The sequence below is a fragment of the Bradyrhizobium sp. OK095 genome (assembly GCF_900109945.1).
In the GTDB taxonomy this organism is placed as follows: Bacteria; Pseudomonadota; Alphaproteobacteria; order Rhizobiales; family Xanthobacteraceae; genus Bradyrhizobium.
In genome coordinates this window covers 22,589-40,788 of the sequence record NZ_FOBX01000009.1, presented here as the reverse complement: position 1 = coordinate 40,788, position 18,200 = coordinate 22,589, and the positions used below count along the sequence as shown (strand labels likewise).

Below are 18,200 nucleotides of genomic sequence, written 5' to 3'. Positions count from 1 at the left end.
TTTAACCTCTCCCCGCCCTTCTGCGGGGAGAGGTCGGATCGCGCAGCGATCCGGGTGAGGGCAAGGCAATATTTGGCCGAGTGAAAAGTCCGTCCGACTCGCAGAACTTCCTAAACCGCCGTGGCCTTGGCGAACTCAACATAGATCTCGCGGAGCCGCGTCGCCATCGGGCCGGGCTTGCCGTCGCCGATCGTCTTGCCGTCGACGGCGACCACCGGCTGCACGAACGACGAAGCCGAGGTGATGAAGGCTTCCTTGGCGGCAAGCGCCTCGGCGACGGTGAAGGAACGTTCCTCGACGCGAAGCTGGCGCTCCTCGGCAAGTGCGATCACGGCCTTGCGCGTGCAGCCCGGCAGGATCGCGTTGGAGTTCTGGCGGGTGACGATGACGTCGTCCTTGGTCAGGATGAACGCCGTGGACGAGCCGCCTTCGGTCACATAGCCATCTTGCAGCATCCAGGCTTCGCCGGCGCCGGCTTCGGCCGCGGCCTGCTTCGCCAGCACCTGCGCCAGCAGCGCCACGCTCTTGATGTCGCGGCGCTCCCAGCGGATGTCGGGCACCGTGATCACGTTGATGCCGGTCTTCGCTGCCGCGGAGCCGATGATGTCCTTCTCGGACGTGAACATCACCAGGCTCGACTTGACCTCGCCCTTGGGGAACGGGAAGTCACGGCCCTTGTCGGCGCCGCGCGTCACCTGGAGATAGACGAGGCCGCTTTCGATCTTGTTGCGCGCGATCAGCTCCTTCTGGATCTCGGTGATGCGCTCGACCGTCTCCGGCAGCTTGAGCTTGATCTCGCCGACCGAACGCTCCAGCCGCGCCAGATGCGAGGCGTTGTCGACCAGCTTGCCGCCCAGCACCGCCGAGACCTCGTAGATGCCGTCTGCAAACAGGAAGCCGCGATCAAGCACCGAGATTTTCGCGTCCGAGAGCGGGACGAATGAGCCGTTGACGTAGGCGATCGAGTCCAAGGCAGGTCTCCTGAGCGGAATGGCGGATTTGGCGTGGTTATACGCGAAACAGGGGCGCCAAGCACCCCTCTATTCGTCATTCCCGGGCGCCGATTAATGCGACAGAATCTTCGACAAAAACTTCTGCGCGCGGTCGCTGCGGGGCTTGCCGAAGAAGTCGTCCTTCGGCGCGTCCTCGACGATCTCGCCGCGGTCCATGAAGATGACGCGGTTGGCGACCTTGCGGGCGAAACCCATTTCGTGGGTTACGACCATCATGGTCATGCCCTCATGGGCGAGGTCGACCATGACGTCGAGCACCTCGCTCACCATCTCCGGATCGAGCGCCGAGGTCGGCTCGTCGAACAGCATGACGATCGGGTCCATGGCGAGCGCGCGCGCGATCGCCACGCGCTGCTGCTGGCCACCGGAAAGCTGCGCGGGAAACTTCTGCGCCTGCTCCTTCAGGCCGACGCGATCCAGCAGTTGCTCAGCTTTCGCCACCGCCTTGTCGCGCGACCGATCGAGCACCTTCTGCTGCGCGAGACAAAGGTTATCGATGATCTTGAGATGCGGAAACAGCTCGAAGTGCTGGAACACCATGCCGACGCGCGAGCGCAGTTTCGGCAAATTGGTCTTGGGATCGTTGACCTTGGTGCCATCGACCGAGATGTCGCCCTCCTGGAACGGCTCCAGTGCATTGACGCATTTGATCAGTGTCGACTTGCCCGAGCCCGAGGGGCCGCAGACCACGACGACCTCGCCCTTGGTGACGCTGGTGGTGCAGTCGGTCAGCACCTGGAAGGTCGGGCTATACCATTTGTTGACGTGGCTGATTTCGATCATGTTCGACGAACTCTACCGGATGATGGCGATGCGCGCCTGCAGGCGGCGGACGCCGAAGGACGCAACGCAGGAAATGGTGAAATAGACGATTGCGGCGAACAGATACATTTCAACAAGCCGTCCGTCGCGCTGCGCGACCTTGCTCGCCGCGCCCAGGAAGTCCGGAACCGAGAGCACGTAGACCAGCGAAGTGTCCTGGAACAGCACGATGGTTTGGGTCAGCAGCACCGGCAGCATGTTGCGGAACGCCTGCGGCAACACGACGTAGCGCATGGTCTGGGCGTAGGTCAGGCCGAGCGCGTTGGCCGCAGCCGGCTGCCCCCGCGAGATCGACTGGATGCCGGCGCGCATGATCTCGGAGAAATACGCCGCCTCGAACAGGATGAAGGTGATGAGCGAGGACGCGAATGCGCCAACGCTGATCGGCCGCGACGCACCGGTTACCCACTGCCCGATATAAGGCACCAGGAAGTAGAACCAGAAGATCACCAGCACCAGCGGCAGCGAGCGCATGAAGTCGACATAGAGACCGGCGATGCGGCCGAGCACCTTGTAGCCGGACAACCGCATCAGCGCGATCGCGGTGCCGAAGATCAGGCCGCCGAGTCCCGCGAGCGCCGTCAGCGTCACCGTGAACGTCATGCCCTCGTAGAACAGATAGGGCAGCGCGCGGCGGATGACGTCGAAATCAAGATTGCTGAACATGATGCTATTTCCCCGTGATGTAGCCGGGGATCGCGACGTAGCGCTCGAGGAAGCGCATCGCGGTCACGACAGTTGCGTTGACGAGGAGATAAATCAGGGTCGCGGCCGTGAACGCCTCGAACACCTGGAACGAAAACTCCTGCATCGAGCGTGCCTGTCCGGTCAGCTCGAGCAGGCCGATGGTGATCGCGACCGCCGTGTTCTTGATGGTGTTGAGAAACTCCGAGGTCAGCGGCGGCAGGATGATGCGGAACGCCATCGGCAGCAGCACGTAGCGATAGCCCTGCACGGTGGTCAGGCCCAGCGCGGTCGCGGCCATCCTCTGCCCGCGCGGCAGCGAGCCGATGCCGGCCTGCAATTGCACGGCGACGCGCGCCGACATGAAGAAGCCGATGCCGATCGCAGCAGTCCAGAACGGTGCGTTCGGCAGTTGCTTCAGCCAGGTGCCGGCCGATTTCGGCAGCAATTCCGGCAGCACGAAGAACCACAGGAACAGCTGCACCAGCAGCGGCATGTTGCGGAAGAATTCGACCCAGCAGAAGCCGATCCAGGACGCAGTCTTCGCTGGCAACGTGCGCAGCACGCCGACGATCGTGCCGAAAATCAGCGCGATGATCCAGGCGAGCACGGCGGTCTTCAGGGTCAGCGCCAGTCCCGACAGCAGCATGTCGAGATAGTTGCCGGTCCCCATCGGGTTCGGCTCGAAGAAAATTCCCCAGTTCCAGTGGTAGTTCACGTGTCCCCCGCGCGAACGCGCCAATCACAGATGTCTTCAAATAGCTCTTGGGCGCCTATGCAAATGTCCGGCCACTCTGGTGTCAAGAGTGGCCGGACATGGTCTCGATCCCAGGATCGAGGTTATATCTTACTTATAGTCGTCCGGGTTCGGCGAGTCCGAAGGTTTTGCGAACTCGTTCTTCAGCTCGGCTGAGATCGGGCTGTTGAGGTTCAGCCCCTTCGGCGGAATCTTGGCCGTGAACCACTTCTCGTAGATCTTCTGGCCTTCGCCGGAGGTGTAGAGCGCGCCAACCGCGGCATCGACCACCTTCTTGAAGGGCGCGTCGTCCTTGCGCAGCATGATGCCGTAGGGCTCTGGCTTAGAGAACGCATCCTTGGAGATGACATAGTCGTCCGGCGACTTCGAGCCGGCGACGAGGCTCGCGAGCAGGATGTCGTCCATCACGAACGCGACTGCGCGATCGGTCTCGACCATCAGGAAGGATTCGGCATGATCCTTGGCCGGGATGATGTTGGCGCCGAGGCTCTTCGCGACGTTGGCCTCGGTGAGCTGCTTGATGTTGGTGGTGCCGGCGGTCGAGACCACCGTCTTGCCCTTGAGATCGTCGATCGACTTCAGGCCGCTCGACTTCTTGAAGACATAGCGGCTGGCGGTCAGGAAGTGTGTGGGAGCGAAAGCGACCTGCTTCTGGCGGTCGGCGTTGTTGGTGGTCGAACCGCATTCAAGGTCGATGGTACCGTTGGCCATCAGCGGAATACGCGTCGCCGAAGTCACCGGGTTAAGCTTGACCTCGAGCTTGTCGAGCTTGAGCTCCTTCTTCACGGCGTCGACGATCTTGTAGCAGATGTCCATCGCGTACCCGATGGGCTTCTGGTTGTCGTCGAGATAGGAGAACGGAATCGAGGAGTCGCGGAAGCCGAGCGTGATGGCGCCGGTGTCCTTGATGTTCTTCAGCGTGCCGGTCAGCTCCTCGGCCCCTGCCTGGCTGACGGCGAAGGTCGCGGCGAGCGCGATGCCGATGTGACGGAAATGTTTCACTTTTTTGTTCCCCTTTCAGGATGATGCGGCCGGATGCAAGCACAAATCAGACCGGATTAGAATGTGACTTTCGGCGGGATGACGGCTCAGGTTAACGGGCTCAGGTGAGTGGGCTTAGGTCAAAGGTCTGGGCAATTCCCCGAGATCCCAGAACAGCCCGGCCATCACCGTCAAGGCCTCTTCGGTCAATGGCAGCAGGATGTGCTCATTGGGCGCATGCTGGGAGCAGCCGGGATAGGAATGCGGGACCCAGATCGTCGGCAAGCCGAGAATCTCGGAAAACACGTCGTTGGGCAGCGAGCCGCCGAAATTCGGCAAAACGGCCGGCACCTTGCCGGTGGTCTCCTTCACCGAATCCGCCGCCCATTTGATCCAGGGGCTGTCGAAATCGGTGCGCGACGCGACAAAGCTTTGTGCCGCCCGCACCTCGACCATCGGAAAACCCTTCTGGACAAGATGCGCACGGACGGCGTCGATCAGCCCGTCGGTCTTGGTGCCGACGACAAAGCGCAGTTGCAGCACGGCATTGGCGTTGCCGGGGATGGCGTTCGCCGGCTTCTCGATATTGCCGGATGACATTGCGAGCACTTCGAGCGTGTTCCAGGCATAGAGCCGCTCGGCCGCCGACAGCCCCTCCTCGCCCCAGTTCTCCGCAAGCTGTGGCTCGTCCTCGGTTGGCACCACCTGCACATCGGCGAGATAGCTGCGGATCTGGTTGGTGAGCCGTGGCGGCTTCAGCGCGTCGAGAAGGAGACGGCCATGGCCATCGACCAGCGTCGAGATCGCGTTGACCAGAATGGTCGCGGGATTGGCGAGCACGCCGCCCCAATTGCCGGAATGATGGCCGCCGTCGCGCAAATTCACATCCAGATGGATGCGGATGCCGCCGCGGCAGCCAAGGAAGAGCGTCGGACGATCTGCTGACAAACGTGGCCCGTCGGAGGCCATGAACAAATCGGCCTTGAGCGCATCACGGTTGAGATCGCAGACCTTGCCCAAATCAGGCGAGCCGATCTCCTCGCCCATCTCGACGATGAATTTGGCATTGAAGCCAAGCTTGCCGCCGCGGGCCTCGCGCACCGCGCGGAGCGCGGCCATGTTGATGCTGTGCTGGCCCTTGTTGTCGGCGGTGCCGCGGCCGTAGAGGCGCGTGCCCGCAACCGTCGTGCGCCAGGGATCGCGGCCATCGCGCCACTCGCCCTCCATACCGTCGACGACGTCACCATGGCCATAGATCAGCACGGTCGGCGCGGACGCGCTCTCGTGATGCTCGGCAAACAGGAACGGTGCCTTGCCGCTGGGGGATTCGACGATGCGGCTGGTGAAATCAAGCGCGGCGAAGGAGGGCATCATCTCCTGTTCCAGATAGGCGCGCAGCTCGGGCCCACGCGACGGATTCTGGCTCTCGGTCTTGAAGGCGACGCGGCGGTCGAGCTCAGCGAGGAACGCGCCGGATTTGAAATCGTCACGGGCGCGGGTGATGGCGTCGGCTCTGGTCATGATTTGTTTTTCGAGGCTTTGGGACGAAGGACCTTACCCGAGACAGGCTAGCCTTCGAAAGTGGCGGGGACTTGGGTAGTTCTTGTAGTTCTCTTGTAGTTCTCTTGGGAATTCGTTCTTGCTCTCTTGAGATTGGCTTGCCAAGAGCGGGAGCGCCGCTGTTTTTGGCCTTGCCAAGGTCGCGTTATATGCAAGAACTTCGCCAGATTGGGGCGCACATCTATCATTCGAAGAGCGCTCAGTACAGGGCGCCGGGGGACCAGCATGGCCAAAGAGATCAGGCTCAACGCCTTCGCGATGAATTGCGTCGCACACCAGTCACCGGGCCTGTGGACCCATCCGCGCGACCGCACCGCCGAATATAACCGCCTGCCCTACTGGATCGATCTGGCCAAAACGCTGGAGCGCGGCCGTTTCGACGGGCTGTTCCTGGCCGACGTGCTCGGCGTCTACGACGTCTATGGCAACAGCCCTGACGCAGCCTTGCGCAATGGGGCACAAACGCCGTCGAACGAGCCGCTGCTGCTGCTGTCGGCAATGGCCGCGGTGACCAAGAATCTCGGCTTCGGCGTCACCAGCAATTTGTCGTTCGAGCCGCCCTACCCGTTCGCGCGGCGGATGTCGACGCTCGACCATCTCACCGAGGGGCGGATCGGCTGGAATGTCGTCACCGGCTATCTCGACAGCGCCGCACGCGGCGCCGGCAAGGAGAAGCAGACCGGGCACGACGACCGCTACGACATCGCCGACGAATATATGGAGGTCGTCTACAAGCTCTGGGAAGGCAGCTGGGAAGACGACGCGGTGCTGCGCGACCGGGCGCGCGGCATCTTCACCGATCCTACAAAGATTCATCGCGTCAATCATGAGAGCGCGAACTTCCGTATCAACAACACCATCCATCTGAGCGAGCCGTCGCCGCAGCGCACGCCCGTGCTGTACCAGGCCGGCACCTCGCCGCGCGGCCGGCAGTTTGCGGCCAAGCATGCCGAATGCGTGTTCATGTCGGGGCCGTCGGCCAAGATCATCGCGCCGCGCGTCGCGGCGATCCGCCAGGAGGCCGCTGCGCTCGGCCGCAACCCGGCCGAGATCCTGATGTTCAACATGATGACGATCATCCTCGGCAACACCGAAGCCGAAGCGGCTGCGAAACATGCCGACTACCGGTCACATATCAGCCCGGAAGGCGCGCTGGCCCTGATGTCGGGATGGACCGGCATCGACTTCTCCGGCTACGAGCTCGACCAGCAGGTGCGCCACGTCCAGAACGATGCCGGCCGCAGCGCACTCGATAACGTCACCCGCGGCGACCCCGACCGCGTCTGGACCGTGCGCGACGTCATCGAGCATGTCGGCATCGGCGGCGCCGGCCCGGTCGTGGTCGGCACGCCCGAAAGCGTCGCTGACAAGATCGAGGATTGGTTCGAGAAGACCGATGTCGACGGCCTCAACGTCGCGTTTGCGATCTCGCCCGGCGATTTCGAGGACATCGCCGACATGCTGGTGCCGGAGCTGACGCAGCGCGGGCGCTACAAGCCGGAATACGCGAAAGGCACGCTGCGGGAGAAGCTGTTCGGTGACGGGCGTGCGCGGCTCGACGCGCCGCATCCGGCGGCGGGGTATCGGGTGGGGAAGAAGGGGTAGCGGGTGCCCCTGCCCTACACCTTCCCGTCCACCATCACCTCGATCAGCTTGGTGCCCGGCCGATTGAACGCAGACACCAGCGTCGCCTTCAGCTCGCGCGGATCGCTCACCTTGATCGCCTCGCAGCCCAGCGCCTTCGCGATCCCGGCAAAGTCCACCGGCGGATCGATGAAATCCATGCCGACATAATTGTCGTCGCCATGGAAGGCGAGCAGGCGCTGCTTGATGATGCGGTAGCCGCCATTGTTGGCGATGACGACGTTGAGCGGCAGCTTGTGATGCGCCGCGGTCCACAGCGACTGGATCGAATACATCGCGCTGCCGTCGCCGGAAAAGCACACCACGGGGCGATCCGGATTGGCGATGCTGGCGCCGACCGAGGCCGGCAGGCCCCAGCCGATGCCGCCGGAGGCAAGGCCGTGATAGCCGAAGCGATCGCGATGCGCGCGCAACGACGTGATCTGTCGGCTCGAGGTGAGGCCTTCGTCGACGAGGATGGCGTTGGCAGGCATGGCGTCGACCATCTGCAGCACCAGCCAGTCCGGATCGATGGGGCTACGGTCGGCCGCTTTGCCGATCTGCTCAACCAGCGCGCCGCGCCGCGCGGTCCAGTTCTTCGGTGCCAGCTCGGCGAGGCGTTGCTTCGCTCGCTGTGTCAGCGCGGCGCCGCCCATCTCCTTCAGCACCGGGATCAGCGCACGCAGCGTTTCCTTGAGATCCGCCTTCAACGCGATCTCGACGCCATAATTCTTGGCGATCTCCCAATCGACGAGGCCAACCTGCACGATGCCGAGACCATCCGGCAGCGCATCGACCTCGCTATAGACCGACATGCGCAGGGGATCGCCGCCGAGCGCGATCAGGAGGTCGTAGGGCGCGAGCGTGTCTCGCGCGACCTTCTGCACGCGCGCGAGCGTTCCGACGAAGCTCGGGCTTTCGGACAGGAAGTGCGAGCCATATGGCGTCGAGGATTGGTAAGCGGCAGCGCCCAGCAGCTCGGCGAGTTCGGCGGCCTCCTTCAGCGCGTCGCTCTTGACCACCTCGTCCATGGTGACAATCACCGGGCGCTCGGCCTTCAACAGCCGCGCTGCGAACGCTTTCAGCGCCTCGTCCGAGGGCCTTACGCGCGCATCGATGCGGGTGGAGCGGCCGAGATCAATGCCGGCCTCACTGTTGAGGATGTCGCCGGGCAGCGAGATGAACACCGGCCCGGTCGGCGGCGTCATCGCCACCTTCGCAGCACGGCGCACGATGCGCGGCAAATCTTCCAGCCGCGTCACCTCGACCGCCCATTTCACCAGCGGCTCGGCCATGCGCACCATGGGGCCGTACAGCACCGGCTCCATCAGGCCATGGCCCTGCTCCTGCTGGCCGGCGGTGAGGATCATCGGCGTGCCCGTGAACTGGGCATTATAGAGCGAGCCCATCGCATTGCCGAGACCGGGCGCGACATGGACGTTGCAGGCGACGAGTTTTCCGGAGGCACGGCTGTAGCCGTCGGCGATCGCGACCACCAGGCTCTCCTGCATCGCCATCACATAAGTGAGATCAGGATGGTCCTTCAGCGCATGCATGATCGGCAGTTCGGTGGTGCCGGGATTGCCGAACAAATGCGTGATGCCCTCGTCCTTGAGCAGCGCGAGAAAGGCGGAGCGGCCGGTGATCTTGTTCTTCATGTTTCCTCCAGGAGCGGGCGTTGCCGCAAGGACGGATCACATGATGGACGAAGTCACCAGAGGCGCGCAAGGAAGCGCGGTCATGGCTGCGTTGCGTGGGAGCGGCAAATTCCGCTCTCATGTCCCGGACGCGGCGCAACGTGAAACGTTGCGACGCAGAGCCGGGACACGAGAGCGGAGCTACATCTCCTCTCGCCCCAGCTCGAACGGATCCTCGCCGCTGGCGCGCTTCTTCTTTTTCGAACGCTGCCAGACCACGCCGGGAAAACCTTTCAGCGGCACCAGGGGCTCGCCGGTATAGGCCCATTCCTGAAGCTCTTCGATGGCGATGTGATAGAGCGGCTGGCGGCCGGTGCGCTCCCTAAACAGCGCACGCGGGATGTTGACCATGTGCGGCCCGCGTGGACGCTCATAGGCGATCGGCGTGCCACAATGTGAGCAGAAGCTACGCGCGGTCTTCGTGGCCTTATCCTCGTAGCGGGTGAGCGCGGTTTTGCCTGACAGGATGCGAAAACGCTTCTTCCAGCTGCCAACATAGGTCGCGTAAGCCGCGCCATGGGCGCGGCGGCTGGCGGCGGAGTGATCGTGCCAGGCCCAGCGCGCGGGGATGTCGATCTCGAAGGTGACCTTGCCGCAGAGGCACTGGCCGGTGGCGGTCCCTGCGGCGGCGGCTTTGGCCATGGTGCTTGCTCCTTGCGAGCACAGCATAGCCTTGTAGCCCGGATGAGCGAAGCGACATCCGGGCTACGGGTGCAACGCGGATTACGCCGGCGTCAGTTCGTCATACGCCGGATAGTCCGTATACCCCTTCTCCTCGCCGCCATAGAACGTCGCGCGGTTGTACGGCGTGATCGGGTAATTATGCTCCAGCCGGCGCGGCAGGTCGGGGTTGGAGATGAAGATGCGGCCGAAGGCGATGATGTCGGCATGGCCGTCGGCGATCGCGGCATTCGCCGTCTCGCCGGTGAAACCGCCGGCGGTCATCAGCACGCCGCTGTAGTGCGGACGGAACAGCACCATTGCCGACGGCACGTTCTCCCAGTGGACATCGGCGCGACCCGCGCCGCTGGAGCGCGGCTCAATGAAGTGCAGATAGGCCAGACCGAGCTTGTCGATCGCTTTGACGACGTGGGTGTAGAGCGGCATCGGATCGGGCTCGCCGGAATCGTTCGCAATCCCGTGCGGCGACAGCCGCACGCCGACGCGATTGGCGCCCCAGACGTCGATCGCGGCCTGCGTGACCTCGAGCAGCAGACGCGCGCGGTTCTCGATAGACCCGCCATATTGATCGGTGCGCTGATTGCTGCGCGACTGCAAGAACTGCTCGAGCAGATAGCCGTTGGCGCCGTGGATCTCGACGCCGTCGAAGCCGGCAGCGAACGCGTTCTTGGCGCCCTGCCTGAAGGCCTCGACGACGCCCTTGACCTCGTCGGTCTCCAGCGCGCGCGGCGTCTCGTAGTCGCCGATCTTGCCGTCCGCCATCATCGCCTTCACGCCCTCGGCCTTGATGGGGATCGCCGACGCCGACACCGGCCGCTGACCGCCATGATAGGACGAATGCGAGACCCGGCCGACATGCCAGAGCTGGAGGAAGATGATGCCGCCCTTGGCATGCACGGCATCGACCACCTTGCGCCAGCCGGCTACTTGTGCCTCCGAATAGATGCCCGGTGTCGCCGGGTTACCGCGACCGTGCGAGAGCACGGGAGATGCTTCGGCGATGAGCAGGCCGCCTTGCGTGGCGCGCTGGCCGTAATATTCGGCGTTGAGCGGCCGCGGCGAAAAGCTGTCGCGCTCGGCGCGCATGCGCGTCAACGGCGCCAGCGCGACGCGATGCGCGAGCTTGTACGGACCGACCTGCAACGGTTTGAACAACGCCTCGAACTTCATGTGATCCCCGGAATGATCGATGAGAGGACGGGGATCATATGACAAAGCGTGGCGGCCCGGAAGCCGCATGGGCGGATGACAGGCCAGCCGAAAGATGCGGTGGAAACAAAAAAAGCCCCGGGGCCGGGCCCGGGGCTTGCTGCCTGTCCAGAACGGCGGGATCAATATTTAGCGACGACCGGGCCCGCGCCGAACTTGTAGTTCAGGCCGACCCGCGCGATGTGGCCGGTGAAATCCGCGGTTGCGTCAAGGCCGCGCGCCGGGCCTGGAGTGAACGGGAACAGCGGATTGAAGATGGTGTATTTCTCGCTACCGAGATCATAATAGAGATATTCGAGCTTCACGCTCCAGTTCGACGCGAAGTGGTACTCGCCGCCACCGCCCACGGCCCAGCCCACGCGCCAGCTTTCCGACGTCCCCGCGCTACAGATCACGTTGAGGCAGGGCGTACCGGCCGGAAGCGTGGGATCTACGAGCGTCGTCGACGCCTTGACATGTCCATAGGCAAGACCGCCCGTCGCGTAGAGCATCAAGTCGGGCGTAACGGTGGCACCGATCCGGCCGCGTACCGTCCCCAACCAGTCGACCTTCTGCTCTTGCGTGGTCGTGATGGCGGGGAAGACCGGCAGGGTTCGCGCAACCGTTGAGGTGCCCTTGATGCCGGCGGCCGCGATATCGGCTTCGACACCCCACACCAGGGAGCCCGTCTGCGCATTGTAGCCGGCCTGCACGCCGCCCAGCACACCACGCGGGTTCGTTGCCAGGGACGCCGGGACGAGGCCGCCCGCGAGGGCCACGTCGAGCACGCCCGCGGTGAAAACCGGATCATGCGGCGCAAGCTTGATCGCATCATCGCTCCAGCCATACCCGACATTCACGCCGGCGTAGAAGCCCGACCAGTTGTAGGCGACGGGCAATTGCGGCGCCTTGTAGAGCGGCGCACGTGCGGCCATATCGGCTGCCAGCGCGGGCTGCGCCGAGGCGACGCCCAAAGCCACAAACATGATCGAAGCGAAGCGAAGCATTCTCGATATCCCAGACCCGAACATTGATGGCGATCAGAACTAACCGGCCGACGTTCGAAATGGGATAACAATCCTCGCCAGATCGCGGCGGACAGCCGTTTCAAAATCGCTTGTAGCGCCCGGGCAACAATTTCAGGTCGCCGCAAGCAGACCTGCGTCGCCGCAAGCAAGATCGACCATCGAAGCCCGGACGCGACCGCAAGAACGCCTTACGCCGTCTTGATCCAGACGGCCTTGACGTTGAGATATTCCTCGACGTGCTGCTTGCCGGACTCGCGGCCGTAGCCGCTCATCTTGTAGCCGCCGAACGGCACGGCCGGGTCCATCGCCTGGTAGCAATTCACCCACACCGAGCCGGCGCGCAAGCGCTTCGCCACCGCATGCGCCTTGCTGACGTCACGCGTCCACAGGCCCGAGCCGAGACCGAACGTGGTGTTGTTGGCACGCTTGACCAGTTCGTCCATGTCCTTGAACGCGATCGCGGAGATGACGGGACCAAAGATCTCCTCCTGCGCGATCCGCATATTGTCCTGGACGCCCGCAAACACCGTCGGCGAGACGAAGAAACCCTTCGACAGCGCGCCTTCAGTGACGCGGCCGCCGCCGGCGAGTGCTCGCGCGCCTTCCTTCTGGCCGATGTCGAGATAGCTGGTGACACGCTCGAGCTGCTGCGCGGAGACGAGCGGGCCGATCTGGGTGTTGGGATCGAGGCCATTGCCGACCTGGAGCTTCTTGCCGAACTCGGCAACGCGGCCGACGAACTCTTCGTAGATCGACTGCTCCACGAACAGGCGCGTGCCGGCGCTACAGATCTGGCCGGAATTGGCGAACACCGCCATCGCCGCACCCGGCACGGCTGCATCGAGATCGGCGTCGGCGAACACGATGTCCGGCGACTTACCGCCAAGCTCGAGCGAGACGCGCTTGAGGTTACCAGCGGACGCACGGATGATCGACTGCCCCGTGACGTGCGAGCCGGTGAAGGCGACCTTGTCGACGTCGTGGTGCGAGGCAAGCGCGGCACCCGCGGTCTCGCCATAGCCCGGCACGACGTTGACGACGCCGGGCGGAATGCCCGCTTCCATCGCCAGCTCGGCGATGCGCAGCGAGGTCAGCGGCGCCTCTTCCGCGGGCTTCAGCACCACGGTGCATCCCGTCGCGATCGCAGGGCCGATCTTCCAGAGCGTCGCGGTGAGCGGGCCGTTCCAGGGAATGATGGCGCCGACGACACCGATCGGCTCCTTCAGCGTGTAGGAAAAGATTTCGCCGGGCAGCGAGTTCTCGATGGTCTCGCCGTGGATCGCAGTGGTCTGGCCGGCGTAATAGCGCAGCATGCCGACGGCGCGCAGGCGATAGGCGCGCGTGCGGCTCAGCGGCGCCCCCATGTCGAGCGTATCGAGCTGCGACAATTCGTCAAAGTTCTTCTCGACGAGGTCGGCGAGCTTGAGCAGCAGGTTCTGCCGCTCGAACGGCTTGACCTTGCTCCAGGGACCTTCGAAGGCACGGCGGGCGGCGGCAACCGCACGGTCGATGTCTTCCTTGTCGCCCTCGGCGACGGTGGCGAGCAATTCGCCGGTGGCGGGGTTATGGGTCTCGAAGCGCTTGCCGGAGGCAGCGTCGACCCATTTCCCGTCGATCAGCATCTGCTTGTAGGACCCGTTGGCGAACGGGTGGCGCGTGATCGGAATAGCCTGCGACACAGCCATGGCTGCACTCCCTAGTCAGGTGATTGATTGGGTTCGATCTGGGCGGGATCGTTAGGTGGAATAGAATACAGCGCTGCCGGATGGGCGTAAAGGCGGCGCGGAACGAAGACCTCCCATGCCAACTTGTGCAGGGTCGCATTGCCGCCATGTTATAGCTCGACCGAACCTGACACCTTCCCCCGGAGAATGAGCCATGCCGCATCCTGTCGTCGCCAAGGGCAATGTCGCCGTGATCACCGGGGGCGCATCCGGCATTGGCTTCGCCGCCGCCATGGCCTTTGCCCGCGCGGGAATGAAGGTGTGCATCGCCGACGTCGACCAGGCGCGGCTGCAAGAAGCCGCAACAAAACTGTCATCCGTCGCGCCTGCCGGCAATGTGATGACATCGGTTGCCGATGTCAGTCGCGCCGAAAGCGTGACGGAACTGGAACGCGCCGTGGGCGCGCATTTCGGCGGCGCCGATCTGCTCATGAACAATGCCGGCATCCAGCCCGGCAGCACGCTATTCGGCGATCCCGACAGCTGGCAGCGCATCATCGCCGTCAACATGTGGGGCATCATCAATGGCTCGCGCATCTTCGCACCCGGCATGATCGCGCGCGGCAAGGCCGGGCTGATCATCAACACCGGCTCGAAGCAGGGCATCACCACGCCACCCGGCGATCCCGCCTACAATGTCTCGAAGGCCGGCGTGAAGGCTTTTACGGAAGCGCTCCAGCACGAGCTGCGCAACACCAAAGACTGCCACATCACGGCGCACCTGCTCATCCCCGGCTTCGTCTTCACCGGGCTCACCGCGAAGGGCCGCACCGAGAAGCCGGCCGGCGCCTGGACGGCGGAGCAGACCGTGGACTTCATGCTGGCGCGGCTAGAAGCTGGCGATTTCTATATCCTGTGCCCGGACAATGACGTGCCGCGCGCGCTCGACGAGAAGCGGATGCTGTGGGCCGCCGGCGACATCGTCGAGAACCGCCCGCCGCTGTCGCGCTGGCATCCGGACCATGCGGATGCTTTCGCGAAGTTCGTGAAGCAGAACTAGACGGATCCGCCCAGGGCCAGCAACAGCGAGGCGCCGATCGGCACGCCCCAACCGGAGACAGCGTCAAATCCGGGGCCGGCCTTGAATCCAATGCCCGGCTTTGGGTTGGAGACGTTGTTGCCGATCGTGATGTCATGGCAGACAAGCCGGCCCATCGCGAAACCGTGAGACGTCTTCGCGTAGAGGAGCGGTGTGAGCCAGCGCTGGCGCTTGCGGGACGGCAACAGCGCGTTGACACGCGCGATCAATGAGGCCAGCACAGGCGTCGACGCGCTGGTCCCGCCGCCCGGGCTTCGCTCGCCCCGGAAGATCAAGTCGTACATTGGTGGACCGGCCAGCGCGGTGAGGTCGGGAACGACGCGTCCCTTGAAGCCACCCTTGTTCAGCGACGCGACCGAGACTTTTTGCCAGCCCGGCTTGGCGAAGATCGAGCTGACCCCGCCACCGGTCGCACCACCGACGTCACGGATGCGCCGCCCCTTGCCGACGCGCCACGTTTGTTCGACGGCCTTGCCGGCCTTGTGTCGAATCATGGAGCCGCCGACCGCCAGCGAATAGGGACTGGAGCTTGGAAAATCGACATGCGCGCGCTTGTCGGTCTGCATATCGCCGGACCCGTCATCCCCCGAAGCGCAGCAAACGGTGATGCCGAGCAGCGCAGCGAGATTCAGCCGCTCGTTGATCGCATTCAGCGCCGCCTTCGACCAGTCGCCGGAATCCTCGGCGGCGCCCCAGCTGATCGAAAGTGCCACCGGGCGATCCTTGATGGTCTGATTGAGGAGGTCGACCCAGCCCTTCTGATGGTCTTTCGCGAAGTAGACCAGGATCTCAGCCTCCGGGCACAACCCCGCGACGATCTGCACGTCCATCATCACTTCGCCGGTGTAGCCGATTTCGTCGCGCCGCTGGGCGGGCTTCAGGCGCTTCATCTGCGCGAGGTTCCGGATCGGCGCATCGATCGAGATGCGCTTCACGGTCGGCAGATCACGATCGAACAACTTGCAATAGGCGGCGAGATCTTCGGCAAAATAGCCACCACCGAACTCCGCCACTGCGATCCTCTGGCCAGACCCGCGCCCGTGAGGAAAACGATAGTGGTTTTCGATATCCTGTGGCGCGAATGGCTTGAGAGGATGTGTGGCCTTTGCAGCCGTCTTCGACGGCTTTCTGCCTGCGACGCGCCGTTCGCCAAATCCCAGCACTGCGGTGATGATCGGCTGAAGTTCCGCGGGCACCTCGTACTCGCCCTCGCGATCGCGGAACGTGCCTTGCTTCGCACTCTCGTAGATTCCGAGGTTGGGATGGAAGGCCGCCTCCATTTGGGCAACAGTGCCACTCACCTTCATGCTGCGCGTCTCGAGCGAGACCTCATCGATGCTCAGCCCGAACTTGCGCAACACCTGCGAGACCTTGTTGGCATCGGCCCTGGAGGCTCCGCACCTCGCCCTGAACTGCGCCAGCGACGGGGGGCGCCTCGCGAAAATTGCTGCGTCCGGCAGTTTCGGCCCGCGCAGCGTCAGGGTTACGTCAACCCGCTGCTGCGGGCTGGCGTCCCTCAGGCGCTTCGCACCCTTCTGACGCGCACGTGCGCTGTTCCGCACGACGACCAGCTGTTTCGCGGGTACAGCTTGACGACGCATCCGGCTGCCAACATGCCGCGGCGCGGCACCCGTCCTTGCACGTGATACCATCGCCGGCCCCTCACCCTCGACACGACCAAAGGTTGCAGGTTATCGTCGATCCTCAGATGCGTCAATTTTGCGATCCGGCCGGCGCGCCGCCATTTGTCGCGACCAGCCCGGACGTTCGAGATTTTTTTCGATTTTTGATTGCGACCCGAGGATTTGCTGATGCGCTCGATCTTCGCGCGGCTCAACCGCCGCTACGGCACCAAGTTCATTGGCTTCGACCGTCAACGGCTGGTCAGTTCGACCCTGACGAACGCCGCCGTCGTTTCCGCAGTGACGCCGCCTCGCCTGATGCCGGATCGGACGCGGCGCCGACATCGGCCGCGCGTCGCAATCGTTGGGGCAGGCCTCGGCGGGCTGATGGCCGGCTACACGCTCGCTCATCGCTGCGACGTGACAATCTTCGAAGCGCGCGAACGCGTGGGCGGCCGCGTCTGGAGCAAGAACAAGTCGAGCGGCGTGGTCGAGGCCGGGGGCGAGCTGATCGGCTACAATCATCCGCTCTGGCTGGCATTGGCGCGACGGTTCGAGCTGGGCCTTTCGCTGTTCACGCTCGATACGAATTTCGACGCGCTCGATCTCGACATGCCGATCTATCTCGACGGCAGAAAGATTTCGAACCCGCTCGCCCTCAAGGACCTGTTCGAGCAGATGAAGGCAGCGTTCGGTCGCATGGCGCGGCGCGCGCAGCACGTCCACAAGCACGCGCCCTGGCTCACCCATGATGCCGATGCGCTGGACCAGCAATCCATGGCGAACTGGATTCGCGGCGAACCCTGCTCGCCGCTCGCCAAGCGCGTGATCAGGGAGCAATTTGCCAATGACGCCGGCCAGCCTGTCGAAGCGCAGAGCCTGCTCGCCTATCTCGCGGTCGTCCATGGCGGGGCGCTGAAGGGACATCCGAGCGCGTTCTTCACGCAAACGGAAACGCTGCGCTGCTCCGAGGGCAATCAATCCCTGGCCGAGCACCTCGCCGAGGAAATCAGGGCAGTCGGCGGCGTGGTCCATCTCTCATTGCCGGTGATCTCGATCGAGATCGACAAGGAAGGCGTGACGGTCACACCGGAGGGCAGCGCGGCATTCCGCGCCGATTACGTCGTCCTGGCAATTCCGCCGAGCCTGTGGCCGGGCGGCCGCTTCGCCAAGATCAGCATCACGCCGCCGCTCACGCCCGACCACAAGATCTCGATGGGCACGGCCGTGAAGTATCTCAGCCCGGTCAAGCGGCGCTTCTGGATCGACCACGGACTGGCACCCGCGGCGACATCGAGCCGCTTCGGCGTCACCTGGGAGGGAACCGACAACCAGATCGCACCTCGGGGGCGTGAGGTCGAGCTCAGCCTGTTCGCCGGCAGCGAGCCGGCGAGAGAGGCGATGCGGCAATGGGAGCGCGGCGGCAAGACCGCCGTCGATGCGTTCTATGCATCCCGGATCGGCCAAGTTTACCGCGGCTACAAGGACAATCTCTCGCAACCGCCGGAGTTCGTTCCATGGCCGGCCGATCCCTGGACCGGAGCCGGCTATTCCTGCCCGGCGCCGGGCGAAGTCACGCGTGCCGGCCCGCTGCTGAACAGCGCCTTTCACAAGCGAATGTACTTCGCCGGCGAGCACACCTGCTTTGCCTATTACGGATACATGGAAGGCGCGCTGCAATCCGGCCACAAGGCCGGGTCGGCAATCCTCAGGGCCATCAAGCGCAACCGGCATCGTCGCAGGTAAAGCGCGATGCAAGCGGGATGAATCGTCACCGCATT

General features: G+C 64.0%; 15 protein-coding genes. 3 read left to right on the top strand and 12 right to left on the bottom strand.

Annotation, left to right across the window (positions count from 1 at the left end; translation table 11 throughout):
- Positions 1 to 110: 110 nt before the first annotated feature.
- From BMW89_RS23395 to BMW89_RS23370, 6 genes are all read right to left on the bottom strand, one after another.
- Positions 111 to 971 (bottom strand): D-amino-acid transaminase, encoded by an 861-nt coding sequence (locus BMW89_RS23395; RefSeq protein ID WP_092029385.1) that lies wholly within the window; start codon positions 969 to 971, stop codon positions 111 to 113.
- A gap of 93 nt (positions 972 to 1,064) precedes the next feature.
- Complete coding sequence (locus BMW89_RS23390; protein ID WP_092029384.1) at positions 1,065 to 1,796, bottom strand: amino acid ABC transporter ATP-binding protein; 732 nt, start codon at positions 1,794 to 1,796, stop codon at positions 1,065 to 1,067.
- Positions 1,797 to 1,808: 12 nt separating this feature from the next.
- Positions 1,809 to 2,501: an amino acid ABC transporter permease gene (locus BMW89_RS23385; RefSeq protein WP_092029383.1), complete on the bottom strand. Its 693-nt coding sequence runs from the start codon at positions 2,499 to 2,501 to the stop codon at positions 1,809 to 1,811.
- Positions 2,502 to 2,505: 4 nt separating this feature from the next.
- Complete coding sequence (locus tag BMW89_RS23380) at positions 2,506 to 3,237, bottom strand: amino acid ABC transporter permease (RefSeq protein WP_092029382.1); 732 nt, start codon at positions 3,235 to 3,237, stop codon at positions 2,506 to 2,508.
- A 129-nt stretch (positions 3,238 to 3,366) separates the two neighbouring features.
- Positions 3,367 to 4,278 (bottom strand): amino acid ABC transporter substrate-binding protein, encoded by a 912-nt coding sequence (locus BMW89_RS23375; protein WP_092029381.1) that lies wholly within the window; start codon positions 4,276 to 4,278, stop codon positions 3,367 to 3,369.
- Positions 4,279 to 4,392: 114 nt separating this feature from the next.
- On the bottom strand, positions 4,393 to 5,778 hold the full coding sequence (locus BMW89_RS23370; protein WP_092029380.1) for a M20 family metallopeptidase: 1,386 nt from the start codon (positions 5,776 to 5,778) through the stop codon (positions 4,393 to 4,395).
- A 264-nt stretch (positions 5,779 to 6,042) separates the two neighbouring features.
- Between BMW89_RS23370 and BMW89_RS23365 the strand changes: the two genes are divergently transcribed.
- The gene (locus BMW89_RS23365; RefSeq protein WP_092029379.1) at positions 6,043 to 7,422 is read left to right on the top strand and encodes an LLM class flavin-dependent oxidoreductase; all 1,380 of its coding nucleotides are present in this window, start codon (positions 6,043 to 6,045) and stop codon (positions 7,420 to 7,422) included.
- Positions 7,423 to 7,436: 14 nt separating this feature from the next.
- On the opposite strand, the gene BMW89_RS23360 is transcribed toward BMW89_RS23365, so the two are convergent.
- The 5 genes from BMW89_RS23360 to BMW89_RS23340 all read right to left on the bottom strand — a co-directional run bounded on the left by BMW89_RS23360 (position 7,437) and on the right by BMW89_RS23340 (position 13,719).
- The gene (locus BMW89_RS23360) at positions 7,437 to 9,098 is read right to left on the bottom strand and encodes a thiamine pyrophosphate-binding protein (protein WP_092029378.1); all 1,662 of its coding nucleotides are present in this window, start codon (positions 9,096 to 9,098) and stop codon (positions 7,437 to 7,439) included.
- 180 nt (positions 9,099 to 9,278) lie between these two features.
- Positions 9,279 to 9,779 carry a GFA family protein gene (locus tag BMW89_RS23355; protein ID WP_092029377.1) on the bottom strand — a complete coding sequence of 167 codons (501 nt, stop codon included), beginning with the start codon at positions 9,777 to 9,779 and terminating at the stop codon, positions 9,279 to 9,281.
- 81 nt (positions 9,780 to 9,860) lie between these two features.
- Positions 9,861 to 10,988, bottom strand: a complete 1,128-nt coding sequence (locus BMW89_RS23350; protein WP_092029376.1) for an alkene reductase — start codon at positions 10,986 to 10,988, stop codon at positions 9,861 to 9,863.
- 161 nt (positions 10,989 to 11,149) lie between these two features.
- Positions 11,150 to 12,013 (bottom strand): outer membrane protein, encoded by an 864-nt coding sequence (locus BMW89_RS23345; RefSeq protein ID WP_092029375.1) that lies wholly within the window; start codon positions 12,011 to 12,013, stop codon positions 11,150 to 11,152.
- Positions 12,014 to 12,222: 209 nt separating this feature from the next.
- The gene (locus BMW89_RS23340; protein ID WP_092029374.1) at positions 12,223 to 13,719 is read right to left on the bottom strand and encodes an aldehyde dehydrogenase family protein; all 1,497 of its coding nucleotides are present in this window, start codon (positions 13,717 to 13,719) and stop codon (positions 12,223 to 12,225) included.
- A gap of 193 nt (positions 13,720 to 13,912) precedes the next feature.
- Between BMW89_RS23340 and BMW89_RS23335 the strand changes: the two genes are divergently transcribed.
- A complete protein-coding gene (locus tag BMW89_RS23335; protein WP_092029373.1) occupies positions 13,913 to 14,758 on the top strand; it encodes an SDR family NAD(P)-dependent oxidoreductase in 846 nt (281 codons plus the stop codon).
- On the opposite strand, the gene BMW89_RS23330 is transcribed toward BMW89_RS23335, so the two are convergent.
- Positions 14,755 to 16,398, bottom strand: coding sequence for a S53 family peptidase (locus BMW89_RS23330; protein ID WP_177196258.1), 1,644 nt, complete (start codon positions 16,396 to 16,398; stop codon positions 14,755 to 14,757). The two genes, BMW89_RS23335 and BMW89_RS23330, sit on opposite strands and share 4 nt — an antisense overlap.
- Before the next feature lie 210 nt (positions 16,399 to 16,608).
- On the opposite strand from BMW89_RS23330, the gene BMW89_RS23325 reads away from it, so the two are divergent.
- Positions 16,609 to 18,165: a flavin monoamine oxidase family protein gene (locus BMW89_RS23325; protein WP_143062809.1), complete on the top strand. Its 1,557-nt coding sequence runs from the start codon at positions 16,609 to 16,611 to the stop codon at positions 18,163 to 18,165.
- Positions 18,166 to 18,200: the final 35 nt, after the last annotated feature.

Bases quoted from the DNA above. Each gene is read 5' to 3' on its own strand.
- BMW89_RS23360 (WP_092029378.1), bottom strand. From the start codon at position 9,098: ATGAAGAACAAGATCACCGGCCGCTCCGCCTTTCTCGCGCTGCTCAAG.
- BMW89_RS23385 (WP_092029383.1), bottom strand. From the start codon at position 2,501: ATGTTCAGCAATCTTGATTTCGACGTCATCCGCCGCGCGCTGCCCTAT.
- BMW89_RS23335 (WP_092029373.1), top strand. From the start codon at position 13,913: ATGCCGCATCCTGTCGTCGCCAAGGGCAATGTCGCCGTGATCACCGGG.
- BMW89_RS23330 (WP_177196258.1), bottom strand. From the start codon at position 16,398: ATGCGTCGTCAAGCTGTACCCGCGAAACAGCTGGTCGTCGTGCGGAAC.
- BMW89_RS23345 (WP_092029375.1), bottom strand. From the start codon at position 12,013: ATGCTTCGCTTCGCTTCGATCATGTTTGTGGCTTTGGGCGTCGCCTCG.
- BMW89_RS23365 (WP_092029379.1), top strand. From the start codon at position 6,043: ATGGCCAAAGAGATCAGGCTCAACGCCTTCGCGATGAATTGCGTCGCA.
- BMW89_RS23390 (WP_092029384.1), bottom strand. From the start codon at position 1,796: ATGATCGAAATCAGCCACGTCAACAAATGGTATAGCCCGACCTTCCAG.
- BMW89_RS23325 (WP_143062809.1), top strand. From the start codon at position 16,609: ATGCGCTCGATCTTCGCGCGGCTCAACCGCCGCTACGGCACCAAGTTC.
- BMW89_RS23355 (WP_092029377.1), bottom strand. From the start codon at position 9,779: ATGGCCAAAGCCGCCGCCGCAGGGACCGCCACCGGCCAGTGCCTCTGC.
- BMW89_RS23370 (WP_092029380.1), bottom strand. From the start codon at position 5,778: ATGACCAGAGCCGACGCCATCACCCGCGCCCGTGACGATTTCAAATCC.
- BMW89_RS23350 (WP_092029376.1), bottom strand. From the start codon at position 10,988: ATGAAGTTCGAGGCGTTGTTCAAACCGTTGCAGGTCGGTCCGTACAAG.
- BMW89_RS23340 (WP_092029374.1), bottom strand. From the start codon at position 13,719: ATGGCTGTGTCGCAGGCTATTCCGATCACGCGCCACCCGTTCGCCAAC.